This is a genomic window from Bradyrhizobium sp. (assembly GCF_049519115.1).
Taxonomy (GTDB): Bacteria; Pseudomonadota; Alphaproteobacteria; order Rhizobiales; family Xanthobacteraceae; genus Bradyrhizobium.
Genome location: NZ_JBEKRB010000049.1, coordinates 24,216 through 45,335 on the forward strand (window position 1 = coordinate 24,216; position 21,120 = coordinate 45,335).

General features: G+C 58.9%; 22 protein-coding genes. 9 read left to right on the forward strand and 13 right to left on the reverse strand.

The genetic code is table 11. The features are described 5' to 3' along the window. Positions 1-42 precede the first annotated feature (42 nt). The 4 genes from ABSE61_RS28405 to ABSE61_RS28420 form a co-directional block, all read right to left on the reverse strand. Positions 43-1,074, reverse strand: coding sequence for an ABC transporter substrate-binding protein (locus ABSE61_RS28405; RefSeq protein ID WP_423874476.1), 1,032 nt, complete (start codon positions 1,072-1,074; stop codon positions 43-45). A gap of 61 nt (positions 1,075-1,135) precedes the next feature. After that, positions 1,136-1,963 (reverse strand): ABC transporter permease, encoded by an 828-nt coding sequence (locus tag ABSE61_RS28410; protein WP_423874477.1) that lies wholly within the window; start codon positions 1,961-1,963, stop codon positions 1,136-1,138. A gap of 9 nt (positions 1,964-1,972) precedes the next feature. Further along, a complete protein-coding gene (locus ABSE61_RS28415; protein ID WP_423874478.1) occupies positions 1,973-2,773 on the reverse strand; it encodes an ABC transporter ATP-binding protein in 801 nt (266 codons plus the stop codon). Between the two features lie 513 nt (positions 2,774-3,286). Next, the gene (locus ABSE61_RS28420; protein WP_423874479.1) at positions 3,287-4,468 is read right to left on the reverse strand and encodes a M20 family metallopeptidase; all 1,182 of its coding nucleotides are present in this window, start codon (positions 4,466-4,468) and stop codon (positions 3,287-3,289) included. A gap of 231 nt (positions 4,469-4,699) precedes the next feature. Here ABSE61_RS28420 and ABSE61_RS28425 point away from each other — a divergent pair, with 231 nt between their 5' ends. The 3 genes from ABSE61_RS28425 to ABSE61_RS28435 are packed head-to-tail and all read left to right on the forward strand — an operon-like array spanning position 4,700 to position 6,708. Next, on the forward strand, positions 4,700-5,581 hold the full coding sequence (locus ABSE61_RS28425) for an alpha/beta fold hydrolase (protein ID WP_423874480.1): 882 nt from the start codon (positions 4,700-4,702) through the stop codon (positions 5,579-5,581). Between the two features lie 7 nt (positions 5,582-5,588). After that, the gene (locus ABSE61_RS28430; protein ID WP_423874481.1) at positions 5,589-6,341 is read left to right on the forward strand and encodes a 3-oxoacyl-ACP reductase family protein; all 753 of its coding nucleotides are present in this window, start codon (positions 5,589-5,591) and stop codon (positions 6,339-6,341) included. Positions 6,342-6,393: 52 nt separating this feature from the next. Continuing rightward, entirely contained in the window at positions 6,394-6,708 is a 315-nt protein-coding gene (locus ABSE61_RS28435; RefSeq protein ID WP_423874482.1) for an NIPSNAP family protein, read from the forward strand. A 40-nt stretch (positions 6,709-6,748) separates the two neighbouring features. Here the strand turns inward: ABSE61_RS28435 and ABSE61_RS28440 are convergent, their stop codons facing one another. The 4 genes from ABSE61_RS28440 to ABSE61_RS28455 form a co-directional block, all read right to left on the reverse strand. Next, a complete protein-coding gene (locus tag ABSE61_RS28440; RefSeq protein ID WP_423874483.1) occupies positions 6,749-7,507 on the reverse strand; it encodes a GntR family transcriptional regulator in 759 nt (252 codons plus the stop codon). Positions 7,508-7,642: 135 nt separating this feature from the next. Then, positions 7,643-9,103, reverse strand: a complete 1,461-nt coding sequence (locus ABSE61_RS28445; protein WP_423874484.1) for an amidohydrolase family protein — start codon at positions 9,101-9,103, stop codon at positions 7,643-7,645. A gap of 492 nt (positions 9,104-9,595) precedes the next feature. Continuing rightward, on the reverse strand, positions 9,596-10,420 hold the full coding sequence (locus tag ABSE61_RS28450) for an alpha/beta fold hydrolase (protein ID WP_423874485.1): 825 nt from the start codon (positions 10,418-10,420) through the stop codon (positions 9,596-9,598). 3 nt (positions 10,421-10,423) lie between these two features. Further along, positions 10,424-10,855: a VOC family protein gene (locus ABSE61_RS28455; RefSeq protein WP_423874486.1), complete on the reverse strand. Its 432-nt coding sequence runs from the start codon at positions 10,853-10,855 to the stop codon at positions 10,424-10,426. Between the two features lie 238 nt (positions 10,856-11,093). On the opposite strand from ABSE61_RS28455, the gene ABSE61_RS28460 reads away from it, so the two are divergent. The 5 genes from ABSE61_RS28460 to ABSE61_RS28480 are packed head-to-tail and all read left to right on the forward strand — an operon-like array spanning position 11,094 to position 15,963. Continuing rightward, positions 11,094-12,545 (forward strand): MmgE/PrpD family protein, encoded by a 1,452-nt coding sequence (locus ABSE61_RS28460; protein WP_423874487.1) that lies wholly within the window; start codon positions 11,094-11,096, stop codon positions 12,543-12,545. After that, on the forward strand, positions 12,542-13,711 hold the full coding sequence (locus ABSE61_RS28465) for an aromatic ring-hydroxylating oxygenase subunit alpha (RefSeq protein WP_423874488.1): 1,170 nt from the start codon (positions 12,542-12,544) through the stop codon (positions 13,709-13,711). The genes ABSE61_RS28460 and ABSE61_RS28465 overlap by 4 nt, the downstream gene beginning before the upstream one ends. A 3-nt stretch (positions 13,712-13,714) precedes the next feature. Next, entirely contained in the window at positions 13,715-14,194 is a 480-nt protein-coding gene (locus tag ABSE61_RS28470; RefSeq protein WP_423874489.1) for an aromatic-ring-hydroxylating dioxygenase subunit beta, read from the forward strand. Positions 14,195-14,203: 9 nt separating this feature from the next. Continuing rightward, on the forward strand, positions 14,204-14,422 hold the full coding sequence (locus ABSE61_RS28475; RefSeq protein ID WP_423874490.1) for a hypothetical protein: 219 nt from the start codon (positions 14,204-14,206) through the stop codon (positions 14,420-14,422). Continuing rightward, on the forward strand, positions 14,419-15,963 hold the full coding sequence (locus tag ABSE61_RS28480; RefSeq protein WP_423874491.1) for an amidohydrolase family protein: 1,545 nt from the start codon (positions 14,419-14,421) through the stop codon (positions 15,961-15,963). The genes ABSE61_RS28475 and ABSE61_RS28480 overlap by 4 nt, the downstream gene beginning before the upstream one ends. 22 nt (positions 15,964-15,985) lie before the next feature. On the opposite strand, the gene ABSE61_RS28485 is transcribed toward ABSE61_RS28480, so the two are convergent. The 3 genes from ABSE61_RS28485 to ABSE61_RS28495 are packed head-to-tail and all read right to left on the reverse strand — an operon-like array spanning position 15,986 to position 18,348. Further along, positions 15,986-16,624: a glutathione S-transferase family protein gene (locus tag ABSE61_RS28485; RefSeq protein WP_423874492.1), complete on the reverse strand. Its 639-nt coding sequence runs from the start codon at positions 16,622-16,624 to the stop codon at positions 15,986-15,988. A gap of 9 nt (positions 16,625-16,633) precedes the next feature. Next, a complete protein-coding gene (locus tag ABSE61_RS28490) occupies positions 16,634-17,500 on the reverse strand; it encodes an aromatic ring-hydroxylating oxygenase subunit alpha (RefSeq protein ID WP_423874493.1) in 867 nt (288 codons plus the stop codon). Further along, positions 17,497-18,348 carry a Rieske 2Fe-2S domain-containing protein gene (locus tag ABSE61_RS28495; RefSeq protein WP_423874494.1) on the reverse strand — a complete coding sequence of 284 codons (852 nt, stop codon included), beginning with the start codon at positions 18,346-18,348 and terminating at the stop codon, positions 17,497-17,499. Before ABSE61_RS28495 ends, ABSE61_RS28490 begins: the two co-directional genes overlap by 4 nt. A gap of 198 nt (positions 18,349-18,546) precedes the next feature. Here ABSE61_RS28495 and ABSE61_RS28500 point away from each other — a divergent pair, with 198 nt between their 5' ends. Further along, positions 18,547-19,536, forward strand: coding sequence for a LysR family transcriptional regulator (locus ABSE61_RS28500; RefSeq protein WP_423874495.1), 990 nt, complete (start codon positions 18,547-18,549; stop codon positions 19,534-19,536). A gap of 3 nt (positions 19,537-19,539) precedes the next feature. Here ABSE61_RS28500 and ABSE61_RS28505 read toward each other — a convergent pair whose 3' ends face one another. Then, positions 19,540-20,295 carry an ABC transporter permease gene (locus ABSE61_RS28505; RefSeq protein ID WP_423874496.1) on the reverse strand — a complete coding sequence of 252 codons (756 nt, stop codon included), beginning with the start codon at positions 20,293-20,295 and terminating at the stop codon, positions 19,540-19,542. Between the two features lies 1 nt (position 20,296). After that, positions 20,297-21,118: an ABC transporter ATP-binding protein gene (locus tag ABSE61_RS28510; RefSeq protein ID WP_423874497.1), complete on the reverse strand. Its 822-nt coding sequence runs from the start codon at positions 21,116-21,118 to the stop codon at positions 20,297-20,299. Positions 21,119-21,120: the final 2 nt, after the last annotated feature.

Genomic DNA, 21,120 nt, shown 5'->3' on the forward strand with positions numbered 1-21,120 from the left:
AATGGCCCCGAAATCGACGAGCCTGACGGCAAACAGGCAAACTCAAAGCTTCATCACCAGATCGTTGGTCACGAGCGCCGTGACATCGACATCATTGTTGATGAAGCCAGCTTCCTTGTAGATTTTAGCGCATGCCTTCAGCGGGCCGGTGTCGATCCACCCGAGACCATGCTCGCGCGTCACCGCATTTTGCGATGTAAGGATACGCAGCTTCAGGCTTCCCATGACCTTGACCGGGTCCTTGCCGTCGATCGCGACCTTTGCCGTGATCTCAGCTGCTTCCTGAGGATTTTTGATGGTATATTCCATTCCCTTGCGATAGCCGCGCAAAAAGCGGGTGTAGAAATCCTTTTTTGGCTCATAGTTCTTCTCTTCGATCACGAAGAGATCGGTCGACGAATTGAGATAGTCACGCGCCCAGATCACGTCCACCGGGCCGAGGCCGCTCGCCTGCATCCCGTACAGGATCGTATCGGTCGAGGCCATGGCATCGACCTTGCCTTCAGTAATGGCTGGAGCGGCGTTCAATCCAAGCGCAACCAGTTCCACGTCCCGCTCGGTCATCCCGTGCAGCGCAAGAATGGTCGCGAGATTGTATCGCGTACCGCTGCCCATGCTGATGACGCCGATCTTCTTTCCCTTAAGATCGTAGGGCGTGATGATCTGCTTGTTCTTGAGCGCGAATACATTGAAGGCATTATTCGGGTAGAGGTCATAGATGGCCTTCAGTTTGCTGCCCTTATCCGTTGCCAGATAAAGCGCCTCAGGGCCGACAAAGGCGATGTCCCCGCTCCCCGCAATCATATTGGTGAGTGCAACACCCGAGCCCGCGCCCGGAATCCATTCGATTTCGAGACCCTCGTCCTTGAAATAACCCTTCTCCTCGGAAACAAAAATGTTTCCTTCCTCGGCCAGCCGCGGCGACCACGAGCACAGCTTGAATTTTTCGAGCCCGGCCGCGCCGGCTTTCTGAACCCACGGCGCGCCCACGGTCGTCGCGGCAGCAAGCGCAGTCCCCAGCAAGAGTTGCCGTCGATCGAACCTATTTGCGATTTTTCCGGATTTGGTCGTCATGAGTCGCTCCGCTTGGTTGGAATCCATCCTGAAGAGGATCGGAGGCCAGGTTGATCTTTCGCTACTCGCCGCGCTTGATGTGCCGCCACGAGAAGGCCGTTTGCTCGAGTAATTCCATCAGTTTGTAGAGAATGATGCCAACGACCGTCAGATAGACGAAGATGGCGAACATCAGTGGCGTATCGAAGCTGCCCTGTGCGGCGATGACCAACGCCCCGAGTCCGCGATTGGCGCCGACATATTCGCCGACCACGGCACCGACGACGGCGAGCGTAATCGCGACCCGAAGGCCGGCAAAAATAACCGGCAACGCATTCGGTACCCTTAGTTTGATGAATGACTGCCACCGGCTCGCGGTCAGGGCCTGGAAAAGTTCGACTTGGTGCGGGTCGGTCGAGGTCAGGCCGATGATGGTATTTTCTAGCAGAGGGAAGAAGCAGATCAGTGCGGTGATCACAACCTTCGGCGCAATTCCGAATCCCAGCCAGATCACGATGATGGGCGCCAATGCGAGCTTCGGCATGGCCTGCGATGCGAGAATATAAGGTCCCATAATTGTCCGCATCAGTGGGCTCTGCGCCGTTAGCGTACCAAGCGCGACGCCGATCACGCTCCCCAGCAGGAAACCCAGCAAGACTTCGCTCAAAGTGACCCACAGGTGATCGAGCAGCCGGCCACTTAATGTGTTTTCAACCAGCGATAACCACACCTGATATGGCGATGGCAGCACGAGCGCTGAAAGTCCCAGCAACCGGACATAAAGATCCCAGATGACGACGATGACCCCAAAGATCGCAACCGTCAGCGATGCTTGACCGAGCCTTGTCGCGTACCAGACCGGACGGTCGGCAGGGTCGATCTCAACCGGCACGATTTCCGATGCGGTCATCCGGTCCTCCTAAGCAGTCATCGCGTGTTTCATATCGCGGCACAGGCGAATGAAGCGGGCATCGTATCGGTGCTCGGGGGTGCGTGGACGCGGCAGCGGGATATCGAACACCTCCTTGACCCGACCCGGCCGGCTTCCGAGCAGCACGACCCGGTCGGACAAGAACACCGCTTCCCCGATGTCGTGGGTGATGAAAACCGCAGTGGTTTTGCTAAGGCTCCAAATTCGCAGCAGTTCGCTATTCATCTGCTCGCGGGTGATCGCATCAAGCGCTCCGAACGGCTCGTCCATCAACAAGACCGTAGGCGACATGATCAAGGCGCGGGCTATCGACACACGCTGCTGCATGCCGCCGGAAAGCTGAATGGGATAGTGACTCTCGAAGCCGGCCAAGCCCAGCATATTCAGAAGGTCGAGGGCCTTTTGGCGGTAGGCTTTCGCGTCGAGCCTGAATATTTCGACCGGCAGCAAGATGTTCTCGAGAATGGTTCGCCATTCCAGCAGAACCGATTGTTGAAAGACAAAGCCCATATTCCGTCCGGGTTTGTTCACCGCGACGCCGTCCATCAATACGCTGCCGCTGCTCGGGGGAATCAAGCCGGCGGCAATGCGCAACAGCGTTGTCTTGCCGCAACCGCTTTCACCGAGGATCGAGACAAATTCGCCGTCCTCGATCGTCAGATTAATTCCGTTGAGCGCAAGCATCCGTTTGGCGCCCGAGCCAAACGTCTTCATCACATTTCGGAATTCGATCTTGGCGGTCGAGGGAACTTGCCGGAGGTTCGGGTTCGAATTTGCATTTTCACGCATCGGCGCCGGACCCACTCACAAGAGTTGATGCAATCACTTCAGCCTAAGCAAAGCAGATTCCGGGCCAAGTAGCAGGCGAGGATCGCCGGGCCAATACAGCGCGACGTCGGTTGCCGAACCGGCGAATGGCTCGCGAAGGGCGACGCGCAGAATTCGATTATGACGGCGTTCCCGGATTCCCTCACCCTAAAGACCTTTTACTGATAAATTATACAATATTCAAACTGAGAAAACGCAGCGATACAGATCGCTAGCGTGCACACAGACTACCCTTCGGCTGCCGACGATTTAAGCAGATGAAAAATCAATCCTCAGATTTGGGGTTTGCGATCATCGAGGCGGCTACCACCAGCGATCCGCCGATGTCGCTAAATCCGTTCGAGAGGGAATGCCGATCAAGCAAATTCGCCCGTACCTCGCGCCGGGGCGCGCGCGCCATTCTATCGAATGGACGGCGGTTTGACCGGAACAGCGGCGTCGACGAGCGGACCGGTGAGAGAGTGAGGCAAACCCTTAAGCCAGCAGCTTTAACGCCGTGAGCGTATTGATGCGTGTTGCCGCCTCCATGTCGCTGAGAGCCAGCGATTCATCCGGCTGGTAAACAGGGTCGCCGCCGGGCCCGAAGATCACCGTTTCGCACAAGTGACCGACGCTTGCGGTATCAGCAAGCCAGGAGCCGCCGCGAAATTGCGCCGGGCGATTCATCACGGTCTCCCACGCTTCGCGCAGGCAAGTGACGACTTTGGCGTCGGTCGGCACCATGAACGAGTTCTTGACGTCGGCGACCACGACCTCAACCCGGATGTCCGGATCGCGGGCCTTTGCCTTTTCGATCGCGCCGTCGAGAAGCGCCCGAACCTCTTCCAACAGAACTCCGGGCTGCGGCCGGGTGTCGACTCGGATGGTGCAGCGATCGGGGATCATTGACGGGCCACCCGGAAACAGGCCGCCGTAAATGCGGCCGACGGCAGTGAACAATTCCGGTCCGACGAGTTCTTTCAATTCATCGGATATATTCGGAAAATATTTCAGCTTGGAAAGTTCTTCCGCGACCGGGAGCATTTTCTCGATCGCATTGATTGCACGGTACTTGTGGCAGGTGTGCGCCGAGCGTCCGATCGTCGAGATGTCAAAATAGTAGCGGCCGCGATGGGCCACGTAGATCTGCATGTCGGTCAGTTCACCGAGGATGCAATAGTCGAACTTGTGACGCTTGAAGAGGTCGATAGCGCCAGTCTGGTCGCCCATATGGTCGCAAACCGCGCAGAACGTGATCTTGCCGTTAAACGTCATCCCGGCGTCGATCAAGGTTTTCATCGCGCCGATCTGGCAACCGAGACCGGCCTTCATATCCATCACGCCGTGTCCAAATAGGCGGCTTTGCTCGATCGCGGCGTCGAACGGGTCGCGGGTCCACCCCTCGCATACGGGCTTGGTGTCCAGGTGGCCCGTAAACAGCAAATGCGGACCCGGCTTGCCGCTGTCGATTTCCCAAAATGTATTGACGCGACCGTCGAATACTTCCTCGACCCAGACCCGCCCGACGCCGATCAATTCGAGTTGTGCGGCCAGTCTGTTTCCCAGATCAGCTTCCTTGCCGTTGGTGCTGTCGATGCGCACCATCTGCTGGGTAATGTCGATCGAAACGTTCTGGGCGAGATGGCGGTCAACCAACTCTATGGAATTTGAGAGCATCTGACGTCCTGATACGTTCTGCGTCTCCCGCCGCACCGGAAGCTTCGCGCCGGATAAAACGGATATCGACAAAACGGCTCCATCGATTGCCGCCGCCATCGGTTGTACGAATTCGAGAGGCGAACTGCGCACCTGATTTTCCGATCGTGCCTGCACACTACGTACTTTTAATTTTTTATGCAATAGTCTACCGTGAAGGTAGCCCACTCAAAAGTTGCGCGACCTGATGTCATGAAAAAACCTGCGCTGATTGAGGTGAAGGCGAACGACGGTGTTTCGCTTGCGGTTTCTGCCGTTGGCAAAGGCGATCCTGTCGTCTTTCTGCATGAGTTTTCCGGCGACCTTCTCAGTTGGGACCGCCAGGTCGCGACGTTGAGCGAGCGTTACCTATGCATTAGCTACAATGCCCGTGGCTATCCGCCATCGCAGGTGCCGGAATCGATCGTCAACTATGGCCAGGCGCGTGCCGCCGCTGACGCGGTCGATGTGATGGCCGCGCTGGAAGTCGAGAGCGCCTATTTCGTCGGGCTTTCGATGGGCGGCTTCGCGGCCTTGCATGTGGCCATTCAAAATCCGGAAATGGTGCGTGCGCTGGTGGTGGCCGGCTGCGGTTACGGTTCGCAGCCGTCGGAGCAGAGTGCTTACTTCACCGCCATGAATCGCGAAGCGGAGCATGCCGAAGCAATCGGCATGGACGCCTACGCCGCCGAGCTCGCCGGTAGCGGCTATGCCCAATTGCTGCGCGTCAAAGACCCACAGGCCTGGTCCGAATTCAAACGCCAATTGACGGCGCATTCGGCAAAGGGGATGGCAATGACTTTGCGCGGCGTCCTCGCCCGCCGGCCATCGCTGTGGCAACTGGAGCCGCAACTGAGAAGCATCGATAAACCCGTACTGCTCATGATCGGCGACGAAGACGCGCCGTGCCTCGAGCCCAATCTTTTTCTTAAGCGGACGCTGCCCAATTGCGCGCTGAGCATCATGCCGCGCACGGGCCATCTGCCCAATCTTGAAGAGCCTCAAGCCTTCAACACAATGATCGATCATTTCTTCTCATCGGTCGGCAACGGCCTTTGGAATCGTACGCAATCGGCCATCTCATCAGGGGAGTAACTTGATTATGACAAAGCGTCTTGCTGGAAAAGTTGCGTTGGTTACCGGTGGCAGTCGTGGTCTGGGCCGTGGCATAGCCGAAAGTTTTGCCAGCGAAGGCGCCAAGTTAGTGGTCAACTACGTCAAGGACGCGGCCGCCGCCGATGCCGTGGTTGCGCATATCAAGTCCCTCGGTAGCGACGCCATCGCGGTGAAAGCCGATGTCGGCGACGAGCATGCCGTGCAGGCGATGGTCGATAGCGGGCTGAGCAAGTTCGGTAAGATCGACATCCTGGTCAACAATGCCGGCCTTTTGAATGCCGTGCCGCTCGTCGAGATGTCGATCGATACCTGGGATCAAATGATCCGGACCCATTTGCGTGGAATGTTTCTGTGCACGCGGTTCGTGATTCCCCACATGATCAAGCAAAAGAGCGGCAAGGTCATCAACGTTACCGGCACTTTCGGAGTTATCGGCGGCGCCGATTTCACCCATCTTTCAGCGGCAAAAGCTGGAATGATCGGGTTTACCCGGGCTTTGGCGCGAGAAGTCGGCAAACAGGGTATCAACGTCAATTCGATTTGCCCGGCGATTATACGCACTGATCTCTACAACTTCATGCCTGACAATGTCCGCGACGAAATCGTCGGAGCCTATCCGCTCGGTCGCGTCGGCGAGGTCGAGGACGTTGCCGCCACCGCCATGTTTCTGGCTACCAAGGATTCCGACTTCTTTACCGGGCAGACGCTGTGCCCCGCCGGCGGCGACGTCATGGTTTAAACAGACACCGTCCGGCGCAGGAACGGTGAAGGAATAACAAGGGGATTACAAAATGATCGTTGAAGAACGCACCTACACCGTCAAACCAGGTACGGTCCATCTGTACTACAAAGACTACAACCCGCGCGGGCTCGAGATTCAGAAGCGCATTTTGGGTAACCTGATCGGATATTTTCATACCGAGATTGGCCAATTGAACAAGATCGTGCACCTGTGGGGTTACGACAGTCTGGCCGAGCGCGAAAAACGCCGCGCGGCACTTTTCGCCGATGCGGACTGGCTTGCGTATCTGGAGCAGTCCCCCGACATCATTGTCGAGATGGAGTCGCGCATTCTCGTTCCCGCGCCATTTTCTCCGATCCGCTGAGGCAACAATCGACGCTCGCAAGGCGGGATACCGGACGCCTCTATCTGTTCATAAAGGATTGCGCGAAACCCGAGCGGTTGAGCGTCAGGTCGTAGTCTCGCCACGAGCCGGCCATGTGCTGCACCAGCAGTTCAGCCAGCCGCGGTGCGTCCCGCTTCTTGACCGCCATGGCGATCTGCCCATGCTCCTTGATCGCGCGGTCCCACGCCGACTGCGGCATGTTGACGAAAAAGCGCGCCCGGAGAATTCGCACGCTGAGCGATTCATGCAGCTCGGCAAGGAATTTATTTCCAGCGCCACGCACGATCGCCTGATGAATCGCCAGATTGACGCGGAAGTACTCCTTGTTGCCTTTGTCGTGGCTGTGCAACTGGACGAGGCGATTGTGAAGTTTGAGGATGGCGTCGATCTCGGTGACTGTGAGATTGACGCAGGCCAAACGGGCCGAAAAAGATTCGATCGCCCCGATCGCGTAAAACAGCCCTTGAATCTCGTCCGGATCAGGCACCGCCACAACGGCGCCACGGCGCGGCAGCGGCTTCACCAGCCCCTCGGAGGCCAGAACCCGAATGGCCTCGCGCAGGGGAGTGCGCGAAATGCCGAGCTGCGCACACAAATCGTTCTCCGGAATCCGTGTCCCCGGAGGAAGTTCATCCTGCATGATCATATCGCGCAGCACGGCAGCAACTTCGTCGTGAAGATTGCCGCGCACGATCTGCTTACGGCCTTTCGCTCCAATCGCGCGCGGGCGCTCCTCGGTTGCGTTATTGGCGATCGGTGCGGTCTTCGGAGATTTCACGGCAAGTCCGGCGCAAGGTTTCCCGGCAGAGCGCAACCCAGATAGGGATTGAAAGAATCGCGCTACTGCCACAATGCAGCACTGTTTCACTCAGTGCAACGGCCATTCCCCTTGCTTTTACCGGTATTGACCGCTTCACAATCGATCGTAGAACGTCCTTAGCGTTTGCTGCGATCGTTCCAGAATCGGCTTTAGGCTTCTCATACGGTCACCTTGCGCCCGCGCCATCTTGACCACCTCAGCTTCGATCATTTCGAGGTCCACGCCGAGGACCTTGCCGTCACGGACGATCTCGCGGCCGGCTACAAACAGACCCTTTACGTGACGTGTTGTCGCGCGCGTCAGCACCACCTCGACGGGCTCAGCCATTCCCTCGATCAGGTCATACGCCATCGCGTCGAAATCCAGGACGACAACGTCGGCCGGAGCGCCAACGGCAATTTTGCCATAACCATTGCTGTTATTGACCGCAAGGTATCCGTTGCGATGCCAGCCCGCAAACAGCAATTCCCTTGTCAACGGCGCCGGACTGTTGTCCTGCGAAAACAGCCAGTGACCCAAACGCAATTCACGAAACGCGTCCTCATCGTCGTCGATGGAGAACGAATCGATGCCAAATGAAAACGTCATCCCGGCCTTTATGTAGTCCGCAACCGGGGCGATGCCTGAGCGCAACCGCAGATTCGAGCTGGCATTGATCACGACCTGCGCACCTTTGTCCGCGATCAAGTCGATTTCGCCGCGCGTCAGCCACACGCCGTGGGCGCCGGCAAATCGCGGACTGATCAGTCCCATATCGGCAAGGTGGCGGACAAAGCCTTGCGGATATTTTGCATCCGCCCAGCGCCGCTGGATCGACGTCTCCAAAAGATGCGTAGTGACACGGCGACCATCGCGCTCTGAAGCTTCAGCGACCCGTTGCAGAAGCGCGTTCGAACAGGCTTGCGGACTATTAGGACCATACTGTACCGATACCATCGGCCCCTCAACGCGCCGTGCGATGTCGGCAACCAGTTGCATATATGTCTCCGGTGACGGAAACGGATACAGCCAGGTCTTGCGAATGAAATCGCGGTCGCGTGGATCGTGCAACGCGAGCAGCGCTTCATCATCTGCATAGCCGAGCGTTTGCTCATCGCGCAGTGGCACCACCAAAGCGAGCCGGATTCCCACATCGCCGGCCGCGCAACAGATGATTTCGGCGTCTTCCGCCATTCGGTCGACGTTGATCGAGGAGTAGACGTGCATCACGGACCCGACCCCGGCCTGGGCCAGGCGGCCGAATGCCAACGCGCAATTGCAATAGAGGTCCAGCGGTGGCTGAGCATAAAGCGCCGCGCGCCAGATCTCGAAAGTCTGGTCGCGAGCACCGAAGGCAAGATGATGCAGCCCGCGGACGTGATCGTGCGCGTCCACCAGCGCGGGCATCGCCAGCAGTCCCTTGCCGGCGTGTGTTATCCCGGGACCGACCGAAGCGACATGTCCGGCGGAGAATTCGATGCGGGTGTTCCGGCTGATGCCGTCAGCGCCCGGAGCAGAAACAAGATATTCGACGTCCAGGAATGTTGCGTCGCTATTATGTTTACCGTTCGACATCCATTTTGGCTCACGAATGACGGGCTCGTCTTAGTTCATTATCGGCCTGAGCAAAGTCCATTGTGCACGACCGACGTCTGGCTTAACGAACGTGGTCGTTCCGTAAACTAATATCCGCTCTCCGGGCCAAGGCGGTCAAGGATAGTCCAGAGTATCCTCGTCTTACCCGCGTCGGAAGTTATGAGAACATAGGCCGGCCACCACGGCTCCGTGATAAATGTCCGCGCAATGTCGTATGTTAGGGCCGCGCCCCCAGCACCGCAAAATCAACTGCTTGCCGCAGACCGTTAATGTCCCATTCCCGAAAAGCTCAGTCAGCGGCTCTACAAGAAAGCTATCGAACGTAGATTCCGACTACCTTACCTTGACGGTGTGCAATTGCTTTCGGATCAGACGGCCCTTTTTCATTAGGACACAAGCCAGCTCGAGTCGGGCTTCTTGACATCGATTGTCGGGATAGCTTTGAGCGGCTCACAATGGCTGATGGTTCTTTTAAGACAGATGTTTCTTCAGGAATGGCCACGCCACGTTGGTGAATCCCGCCGGATTATCTTCCAGGACCATATGGCCAGCATTCGGAACACTGTCACCTTCGCCATGTTTCAGGATTTGAACCATGCGATTGGCGCATTCGATCGTGACAAGGTCGGAGTTGCCAGCGCGCACGACGAGAGTTGGACATTCGATCGCCGCCAACGCGGCCCATGATCGCTCCGGGGGATCCGGTTTGAGCGGAAAAATAGCGGGATCGAGCCGCCAGTTGATGCGATCATCTCTTTTCACCAAAACCCGAGCGAGGCGCGTGTTGATGCTTCGCGCGGACGCGCCGGCATGCAATGCGCAAAGATAGGCACGTGCTTCGGCCTCGGAGCCAAACGACTGCGGCATGGCCGAGGTTTCACGGGCGATACGCGCAAGACCAGCCTGGTCCAGCACGGGCGAACTGTCGACAATCACCAGCGCCGAGACGCGTTCGGGATAGCGCGCGGCAAAGTTGATCGCGTTGGTGCCACCCATCGAATGACCGATGATCGCGAACCGCTGGAGCGGCCAGTTCTCGGCAAGTTGCATCAAGTCCGCCACGTAGGCATCGGTGTCGTAGCGGCCGTCCTTTGCCCAATCCGTCAAGCCGCGGCCGCGCTGATCCGGCGCGATCAGGTAAAAGTCGGCGGCGGCGGCTTCGGCGAATTCCTCAAACCACTGCCCATAGGCCCGCAAGCCGTGCAGCATCACGACCGGCGGCGCGGAGGGCGAGCCCCAGGTCACGCAGTGCATCTGCAAAGCGCCGTCATAAAGCGCGACACAGCGTGAGGTCATGAATTAGCGCGCCGGCGGTGAAAAATGCACGGGGTTGCGGGCATACTGCACTTTTAGCTCGATCTCGTAGCCGTCGGGATCGTGAATGTAGATCGACGTACCGAATCCGCGGGCTCCGTATACTTCCATCGGCCCTCTGAAGACCGGGCTTCCCTTGCGCTCGACATGCGCGACGAGTTCGTCGAGATCCGCCTCCACGCTCAGGCAAAGGTGCTCGATGCCTCGGGCGGCCGCGGGCGGCAGGGTTTCGCCCGGCGCCATCGCGACCAGATCGATCAGGTTGTTGCCGCAGCGTATCTGGTAGAGCCCGATTCGTTCAAAGATGCGCTCGACCCGCAGCCCAAGTACGTCCTGGTAGAAGCCGACCGTCCGCTCCATGTCGGTCACGCGAAGCACAACATGGTCGATGCCTAGGAATGTCGCCGGGATAGCCATGGTCCAACTCCTTGCTGTCAGAAGGAAACACGCGTGCTTTGGAGACTAAACAAGGATGGCTTGGCAGCAAGATCAGGTTTTTTGACGCACGGGGCCGCCCAGAGGCCGCCGGGGTTCCGCAGGGTCAGGAAAACTGAAGCAGGGACGAGCCAATAATAATTGCGGTGCCCCCGTTCGCCGCCCTCTAATCGCGGGACTGGCAGACAGGTCGTCCGCCAGGAAACGACCGTGAGCGCTCGTGCTGGATTCCACGATCAAACTTCAGGACAAGGGTGCGGGCGACCGGCTCTGTGACTTCGCGGCGACGCTCGACTTTGCCGATCTTCCGAAGGACGTGCGAGAGCAAAACAAGCTCGCTATCCTCGACATCTTTGGTGATGCGATTGCCGGTTCGCATTTTTCGGAAGGCGCAAAGGAAATTCGCAGCTATGCGCTCAGTGCAGGCAGCGGCGGCCGCTCGACCTTGTGGGTGACGGGTGAACGATGCGCTGCGGGATTGGCGGCATTGGTGAACGCCACGCACGCTCGCGGGCTTGATTACGACGACATCATCCCGTTTCCGCAGATTCACGTCTCTGTTCACGTCGTTCCCGCGCTGGCTGCGTTGGCGGAGGATCGCCTGGACGTGATCACCGGCCAAGACTTTCTGGCGGCGATGGTGGTGGGATGCGAGTTGCAGGCCCGGCTCACACGTGCCATCGCGCCATTCTTCGGCAGCGGTCTGCCGTCGCTGCTATCCAGCCAGATCTTCGGGTATTTCAGTGCGGCGCTGGCCTGCGCGCGGTTGATACGTCTTGATCGGGGCGCAAGCCGGAGCGCGCTCGGCCTTGCGCTGATGCACGCGGCGGGGACCGAAGAAATGGTCGTGCATGCGACCCGAAGCATGGGCAAGATACTTTACGCGGGCCTGAGCAATCAGGGTGGCCTCCAATGCGCCATGATGGCCGCCTCGGGCATCACCGCCGAGGGAGATGCGCTGACGGGGCAGGCCGGCTTGTTCGCCGCCCTTTATGGCGGCAAGTTCGACGCTGGCGCTTTGACGGAGCAACTCGGCTCGGAATTCCATTCCTTGAACCGGTGCTTCAAATCGGCGCCGGGAACGCTCGCTGCGCATTCCTTCGCGGAAGCCGCGATCCTGCTGAAGCGCGAGCTTGGAATGCCGGTCGAGGACATCCAAAGGATCGTGCTTCACGTCGGCAGTTGGGGCCGCACCATGTGCGAGCCGATCGAACTCCGGCGGCATCCGCCAAGCGCATCGGCCGCGATGAACAGCATTCCTTTCGTGGTCGCCAAGGCAGTCGCAAACGGCGCGGTTGAGCTTTCGGACTTTCGGGAAGCGGGCAGGGCACAGGCTGCTGCGAGCCATATTGCGTCCCGCATCGATTATGAATTCTCGCAAGCCCTCTCAAAGATCGATGGCTTGGAACAAGCGACGGTCGAATTCGTGATGTTGAACGGTTCGGCGCACCGCAAGACGGTCCACGTCCCGCTCGGCCATCCGGAACGCCCGATGTCGCGCGAGCAGGCCATCGCCAAGTTCAGGCAAAACGCCGCATTTTCAAATCGTCCTGACCTGATCGCTCGGACCGACCAAATCGCCGAGCGTGTCTTGAACCTGGAGAACGAGACGGATATCGCGGCGTTCATCGGCGCCATGTTCGCCAAAAACAATGACGGAGCCGGAAGATGATCCCGAATATCGATCAACTCGTCCAGAATGACCTGATCCATCGTTCGGTCTACACCGATCCCAAGATATTCGACATGGAGATGGAATACATCTTCAACAAATGCTGGGTCTATGTCGGTCATGCGGCTGAAATTCCCGAACCCGGCGACTACAAGACCACGTTCATCGGCCGCAACCCGGTGATCGTTTCGCGCCTCACCGATGGCAGCATCACACTATTGATCAACCGCTGCCGGCACCGCGGCCCGATCGTTTGCCAGCACGAACTCGGAAACAGCCGGCATTTTCGCTGCCCCTATCATTCATGGACCTACGATAATTCGGGCAAGCTGATCGGCGTACCGATGCCGCAAGGTTACGGAGAGACCTTTGATCGGGAAAAGCTCGGACTGGCTAAAGTAGCGCGCGTAGCGGAGTATCAGGGTTTTATCTTCGGCTGCATGACCGAGGAGGGCCCTTCGTTGGAAGAGCACCTCGGCGGCGTCACGAAATTCCTGGATGCCTATGCGGCCGTGTCGGCATCCCGCAAGATCGAGCTGTTCGAAGGAACGCAAAAGGCCGGTTACAACGGCAACTGGAAATATCAGCTCGAAAACGGCGTCGATCCCTATCACGTCGGCGCGCTTCACTTGAGCGCGGTTTCGCCGGAGGCGATGAAGATCTATCGCCAGGGGACGGGTTGCGTCATCGCCATGGACGGACATGGCGTGACCGACCACACCGACTGGGGACCAATGCCTGCCGACGCCAGCCTTTCCGGCGGCTTCAACCTGGTGATCTTCCCGAACCTCATCGTGCTGCGCAGCCAGATCCGAACGGTGCGCCCGATCGCCGTCGACCGGACTGAAATCTACACCAATGTGGTGCGGCTCTCAGGCGTGCCTGAGGAAGTCAACCTCAAGCGGATGCGCGACCAGGAGCTGGAGTTCGGTGCGGCCGGCACCTTCTTCACTGATGACCTCGAGATTTTCGAACGGACCCAGGAAGGACTGCAGAGCGGCGCCGTGGAGTGGCTGGTGTTTGCACGGGGGCTGGATCGCGAAACCATGAAGGGCGGATACATGACAGGCGGCATGTGCGACGAGACGCAGCATCGCGGCATGTACCAGAACTGGAAGCGCCACATGATGGCCGCAGTGTCGTCGACGCTGCGTGCTGCGGAGTGATCGATGCCTACGCCAAGAAGCGCCGTCGAGGATTTTTTGTATATGGAGGCCCGGCTGCTGGACAACCGGCAGTTCGAGGAATGGATGGATCTGTTCACGGACGATGCGCTCTATTGGGTGCCCGCCGGGCGTGACGATATCGATCCCAGCCGTCACGTTTCGATCATTCATGACGACAAGGCTCAAATGGCGGTTCGGGTCAAGCGCCTGCGGTCGGGCTTTGCATTCGCCCAGGATCCGGCCTCGCGCGTGCATCGCCTGATCTCCAACGTCCGAATTCTTTCCGAAGACGAACCGGCCAAGGCCCTCGAAATCGGCTGCATGATGTTGCTGGTCGAACTCGCCCGCAAGAAGCAGACTATCCATACCGCCTATTGTGAGTTTTTGCTCTCGACCATTCGCACGCCATGGTCGATCCGCCGAAAGAAGGTCAATCTCTTGAAGAACGGCGAGGTGCTGGAATCCACGCCCTTCCTGATTTAGGAATCGCAAATGACCGGACGCATGGACGGCGAGTGGATCATTGCTAATGAGTTTTCCCAGGTGCGGTTGACCGTCGATACCAACGGTAACGACCCGCGCTTGTGTATTGAGGATCTCGCCACTGAGCGGCGGATCTATCTGGATGCCTTTGGCCTTGCGGGCCTGACGACCGCAACGCCGGAAGAGCTGGCACGCTACATGGACCCCAATCCCAGATCGGAACCGTGATCGAGGTGCCGGCGGCTGACCCCGATATCTGCAAGTACCACGGACCGATCTTGATCGCGGGAGCGTTGGTGCTCGATCCGGAAGGCGAACTTCATCGTCCGCTTGCTCAGGACATCTTAATCGAAGACAAGGTTATCGTCGCGCTGGGCGATGAGGCGCGGAGCCGCGGACAGGCGGCGAAAACCTTCGACGCGCGCGGATTGATCGTGACGCCTGGCTTTGTCAACGCGCATTGCCATTCGCACGATACGCTGTTGCGGGGATTGTTCGAGCAGATGACGCTTGAAACCTGGGGCGCGGTTGCGTTCCCTTTCCACTGGCCGCCACGTCCGACCGAGGAGATCGCGGTCAGAACGCGAGCCCATGCGGTCGAATGTCTCGTCAACGGCATCACCACGATTCAGGACATGGTGACGATCGTCGACTTCGAACAGGATCATGCAGCCGCGGTCGCCGGCGCCTATTCCGAAGCCGGCATCGAGGCGGTGATCGCACCTCAATATAGCGACCTTGCGGGGCGAGCCGGTGTTCCCTTTGCCGACGATTGCTTTGCCGCGGAAGAGATCAGGTGTCTTGGTGACCGGAGCGATTTCAGGCCGATAGTCGAAAAGCTCACATCGATCTTCACCGGCGTCTCAGTGCCCGGCGTGTCCTGGGCGCTTGGCCCGGTGCAGCCGCAAATCTGCTCTGAGGACTTCTTGCAGTGGACCGCAGGATATTCCGCCGAGACGGGAATGCGCCTCTATATGCATCTCTACGAGACGCGGGCTGAAGCCGTGCTCGCGCGGCGCTCTCTTCCAGAAGACATGGGCTCGGCCGTGCGCAGGCTGGTGCGGCTCGGTGTCGCCACGCCCCGGCTCACGATTGCGCATGGCGTCTGGATCGGTGGCCGCGAAATCGACGAACTGGCGCAACACGGCGTCGGACTTGCCACCAATCCCGTGACTAATCTCAAGCTGATGAACGGTTTCGCGCCGATCCGCCGATACCATGATGCCGGCGTTGTGACGGGACTTGGCTGCGACAACAGCAGTGCAAGCGACGCTCAAAACATCTTTCAGGCGATGAAGACGTTTGCGTTGCTGTGGGCTATGCAATCACCATCAAACGACCAGACGGCTGCCGCCGCTGCATTTCGGGCCGCCACCGTTGGCGGTGCGAAACTACTCGGCTTGGAAGGAAAGGTTGGTCGCATCGCGCCGGGTTATCGCGCCAATTTGACGTTCATCGACGCGACCGGGCCGGCATGGCGTCCGCTCAACAGCGCAGTCCGCCAACTCGTCTATGGCGAGACCGGACGCGGCGTGACCCATGTGATGGCCGCCGGCCGGTTCGTGGTGACAGACGGAAAATGCCGCACGGTCGACGAGGCATCGCTATGCCGCGATATCGATCGAATACGGGAAGCGATGGAGACCGATCTCGCCGGCGTGATTGGTCGCGCCGCGATGCTGACGAAATCCTATGCCGCCGTTGCGGCTCGCGTCGCGGCGGAGCCACTGGAATTTGACGCGAGGCTGCTGGGCCCGACCTCGCACTAACAAGCGATCTGGCCGCGGTTCTTTATACGGCGCCGGCGAGGTTTGGAAACACGCCGGGCATGACAATGAAGCCGTCGAGGCGCTTGACGCGGTCGAGCCAACGCCACACGGCGGGATAGCGGTCGAGCGCAACTCCACCATCGGCAGCCAGTGCGGTTGGCGGAAAAACCGCGATATCTGCGATGGTCGGTGCGTGGCCGGCGAGCCATGGTCGTCCAGTCAGTTCACCTTCGGCGAGGTGATCCTCGATGATGATCAGACGGGCATGAGCCATTTCCAGCTCTTGTGGCGACGGTTCGCCGCCGGCCGTAATCGATCGCATCCGTAACGTTTGCAGCAGGTCGAGTTCCTTGGCAGCAAAACCCAGCCACTCCATCACGTGGTCAAAGGCGACGTCGTCTTTCGGCAGCCAGCGACCGGACGGATCGTACTGCCGCGCCAGATGAAGCAAAATGGCGTTGGTGTCGCAGATACGGTGTTCGCCGTCTTCCAGGACGGGAATGCTTTGCCGGGGATTGATCCGGGTGAATTCCGGTGAGAGATGCTCACGTCCGGGATGCACGTTGACTTTGACCGGCGTGTAAGTGACGCCGAGCAGCGCGCAAAACAGCCGGACCTTGTAGCAGTCGGCCGACAGAATGTAGTCGTATAGACGGACCATGAGGGCGTGCTAGTTCGATGTACGATCGAGGCCGAATTGCAGCCCGGAACGATCAAGCCAGCGGCGATAGGCGATCGAACTCGCATCGGAGATCGTCGGAATCTCTCGACGGGGATGCACGGGCAGCTTCTTCGGCCGCTGATGCAGCAGGATCGAGCGGTCCTGGGCGAATATCTCGTGATAGAAGTGCAGAATGTGCGTCGGACTATTCTGCTCGTCATGCACCAATGCAAAGGAATGCACGGTGCAGCTTTCTTCGTCGTGGGGCTGCACGAACAGACCGATCAGATCCTTCTTGCCGACCTTGACCAGTGAGTCCTTGTAGATGATGGAGATGAAAGGCGAGGGAATGCGGTAGTCGTAATAGATCGTGCTGGCTCCGCCGGCGGCCGCGGAAGCCTTGGGCTGGACGAAGCTGCAACCGACCGCCCAGAGCTCCCGGTCGTTCTCGCGATATTCAACGGAATATTTTGGCACTTCGGCCGAGTCGTAGCCGCCAAGCGTGCCGGTGTGGACGAAGCTGAAGTGCGAGAGGTCGAAGAAGTTTTCGATCACACGCTGTCCAGACGAGGGAACGCCGATGCGCCCGCGATGAATGAACCTGCGTCCGCTTTGTTCGAATTCCGGGATCGCAACGATGTCGTGGCTCGGACGGCCCAGCGATACCCACACGAATCCGTATCGCTCCTTCAGGAGCGGTGGCGTCTCGCTCGCGCCTTCGGACAATACACATTGGAACGCACCATCCCAGCCGCGGTGGATGGTCAGATTCTGGCCGAGCAAGGTCGTTGTTTCAGAGCTGCCCTTGGGGATCTCCGCCGTGAAGGCGACGGCATACCATTCGTCGAGGGCGACTAGATCGCTCGTGCGCGTCAAGGGGCTTCTCCTTGCGTTAGTCCATCGACCAGAACCGGGACTGCGGCTTCAAATTTCGAAAAGGCCGATGATAGCCAGGACTTGATCTTGTCTTGCGCGATTTCGGCGCGAAAGGCGACCAGCGCCCGGTTGAAAGCGATGGCGTCGCCGCCAACCATGATGCTGGCTTGCACCGCGCAACCGCCGGGATCGGTCGGCTGGATTCGCATGAGATATGTGCTCTTGCCAGCTTCAGTGGTGGCTTCGCAGAAAATCGAAGAGGGCAGCGCGAAGGTCGCGGTTAGAGTTTCTGAGTGAGTAACAACTGCACCGGAGTTCGACGTGGACCATTCGATATGTTCGGGCGGTTCAACTTTAACGCCCGCAGCACACGGAAGCGTGAGGAACGCGACGATGGCGTCCTCCATGCTGAGTTGCAAATGCAGCGTTCGCACGGGAGTGTAGGTGGAATCGGCGTCAGGCTCGCTCCGCGCGGGCTCACCCGAGCAAATCCATACGTGACCGTCCGCCTCGGCAACCGGAAGCAGTCGCGCCCTTGCCGCGCGAGAAGGGATGACGTTGGGATGAGCGGGGATGTGTACACAACGGGCATCGTCGCCAAAGGTCCAACCGTGATAGGGGCAAATCAACGTTTCGCCATTGACCGCGCCAAACGACAGCCGCATGCCGCGATGTGGGCATCGATCATGCCAGGCGTTGACCTTGCCTTTGGTGGACCGCCAGACTGCGAGTTTTTCCCCGTTCAGGATAACCGGTAACACGGTTCCAGCGCTTAAATCCGCTGATGCGACCACCGGATACCAGGACCAGGGGTTCCGCAATTGCAGATTCGAGACGTCAGACGTCACTTCTTATTCTCCGGACCCGCGGCAAATCGGCCGTCATGTCGGAGACTAGATGCGGCAAGCGGGTGCAAGCAAATCGGGATTATTGCCTCGTTGGGTAAGTTTTTCTGAATACAGCGAGAAATCAGACGACAAATCAATAGTATGGCACGGAATTTGCCTAGAGATTGTAGCAAATGCAGGCTGGGCGAGGAGATTGCGATGGGAAACATGGTTCAGTCGTTCGGGCAGGCTTTCGGCGCAGATCTTGTAGGCGCATCCGAAGCCGAGCGGGAAACCGGAATCCCGCGGTTGACGCTTCGACACCTCGTTTATTTCTCCGCCGCAGCCGAAAACGAGAGCGCGCTGCGCGCCGCCGAACAGCTCAATGTATCGCCTCCGGCGATCTCCGGCGCGATATCGAGCGTCGAGCATATCCTGGGAGAGCAGTTGTTCGTGCGCCGCCACGCCCGCGGCCTGACGCTGACGGAGGCAGGACACCATCTGCTGCTGGAGGCGCGTGACATTATCGGACGCGTCAAGGAAATTGAGTCGGTGCGGTCCAGCAGGGCGCGACGGTTTCGTAACCGGATCGCGGTTGGGTGTCTTGGCGATATTGCTCCGAACATCGTGCCGCCATTGGTCAAGAGTTTTCGTGCGCGTTTTCCGCAAACTGAAATTACCTGGCAGACCGATGTGCACGGGAGCCTGATGCAGAAACTCGAGGATGGTGGGCTCGATGTGATCTTCGTTCTCGATTTCGAGATTTCGCCGAATTTGCACACGACGTTGCTGCAGGGGGCGCCCGCCCAGTGCGTGTTGCAGGAGTCGCATCCGTTGGCGGCAAGCCAGGAGATATCGCTCGCGGCACTCGCGGATGAGCCCTTCATCCTGCTCGATATCCCGAAGACACGAGACTATTTCCTGTCCGTGTTCGGCGATCTCGGTGTCCAGCCCAACATCGCGTTGAAGGCGCCGTCAGCTGAAATGGTCCGAAGCCTGGTTGCCAACGGTTTTGGCTATTCGCTTCTGAATTTCTGCATTCCCGAACGCCGCAACATTGTCTACCGCTCCCTGGCCGGCCACACCCGGCCGTCGAACCTGGTTGCGGTTCGCCCCTATCGCAGGCGGCCTTCAAAAGTCAGCGACGATTTTGTCGATCAGGCCGTCCGCATCGTTCGCCAAGCCAATCTCAACGGCTATGCGCAGTAAGAGTTAGTCCCGGCTCGGCAGGCTCCAGGCAAAGAAGGTGCGCTCCACCAGCACGACGACCTGGTAGAGCGTCAGCGAGATGCAGAGCAGAATTAGTAATGCGCAGAACGCGCGGCCGAGCTTGAAGACGGCCGTGTAGTTCACGATCATGTAGCCAAGGCCCTTATCGGCTGCGACGAATTCCGCAACCACGGCGCCGATGACCGCCAATGTCACGGCAACCTTGGCGGCACCGAGAATATGGGGCACCGCATAAGGCAGCCGGATCTGCGTAAACTGGCGAAAGCGGGGAGCGCGAAGCGACTCGGAGAGTTCGATCAATTCGGCGGGCGCCGAGCGCAGGCCGGTCGCAGTCGATATGACCAGCGGAAAGAACGTGATCAGGCAGGTGATCACCACCCGCGGGGAAACGCCGGCTCCGAGCGTGACCACCAGGATCGGCGCGATCGCCACGATCGGCGTCGACTGGATGACGACGAGCAGCGGAACAACGGTGTTGGAGAGATGCCGGGAGTTGACGAGCACCATCGCCAGCGGAATGGCGACGACAAAGGAAATACAAAATCCCGCCAACACGATCTGCAACGTTGCGCCGATATTCTCGAGCCAGGTGCCAAGCGGCACTTCCTGAGCTGCAGTGATGATCTGGGTGGGACGAGGCAGGACGAACGAGGGTACTTTGAACACCACGCAAACCGCTTCCCAAGCAAGCACGGCGCCGAGTAGCGCAAAAACAGGGGCCAATCGGGATAACAGCATGTCAGTGCCTTGCGCGGGTGAAGACCTTGGATCGGATCTCGCTGGTCATCTCGCTGAACACTGGATCGAGCATCGAATTGAGCCCGCGGGGACGCGGCAACGGAACAACGATGTTTTCCGTGATCTTGCCGGGTCGGGGGCTCATCACGACGATGCGGTCGGAAAGCAGCAGGGCTTCCTGAATTGAGTGCGTGACAAAAACCACCGTCTTGGGCCGTCTAACCAGGATATCGAGGAGCTCGACTGACAGCTCGTCACGCGTCAGCGCATCGAGCGCCGAGAACGGCTCGTCCATCAGGAGAATATCCGGATCCTGCAGCAAAGCGCGGGCGATCGCCACGCGCTGCTGCATTCCACCGGACAGTTCGGAGGGTCGCTTGCGCAGAAAATCCTGCAATCCGACCATTTCCAGTATTTCAAGCGCACCTGCCGAAGTCTCTTTCGAAACGCGGCCCGTTTTGTGCTTCTCGGGGAAGGTGACGTTGTCGATGACATTGAGCCAGGGCAGAAGCGTCGGGCGCTGAAATACCAGCGCGATGTCGTCACGCGGTTCGGTAACCGGCAACCCGAACACGCTCACCGCTCCGGAGGATGGCTTCAGCAGGCCCGAGATCAGCCGCAGGATGGTTGACTTGCCGCAGCCGGAGGGGCCGATGATCGAGACGAACTCGGTGCGGCGCACTTCAAGGTCAATCTCCGAAAGCGCCGTGACGGTTGATCGGTCAAGCGAGCGAAACGTATGGGTGACGTGTTTGAGATCGACTGCCGCCGGTCCTGTCAGCCAAGACGTCGTTTCTGCCATTTGCGGCGATGCAGGTGGTATTC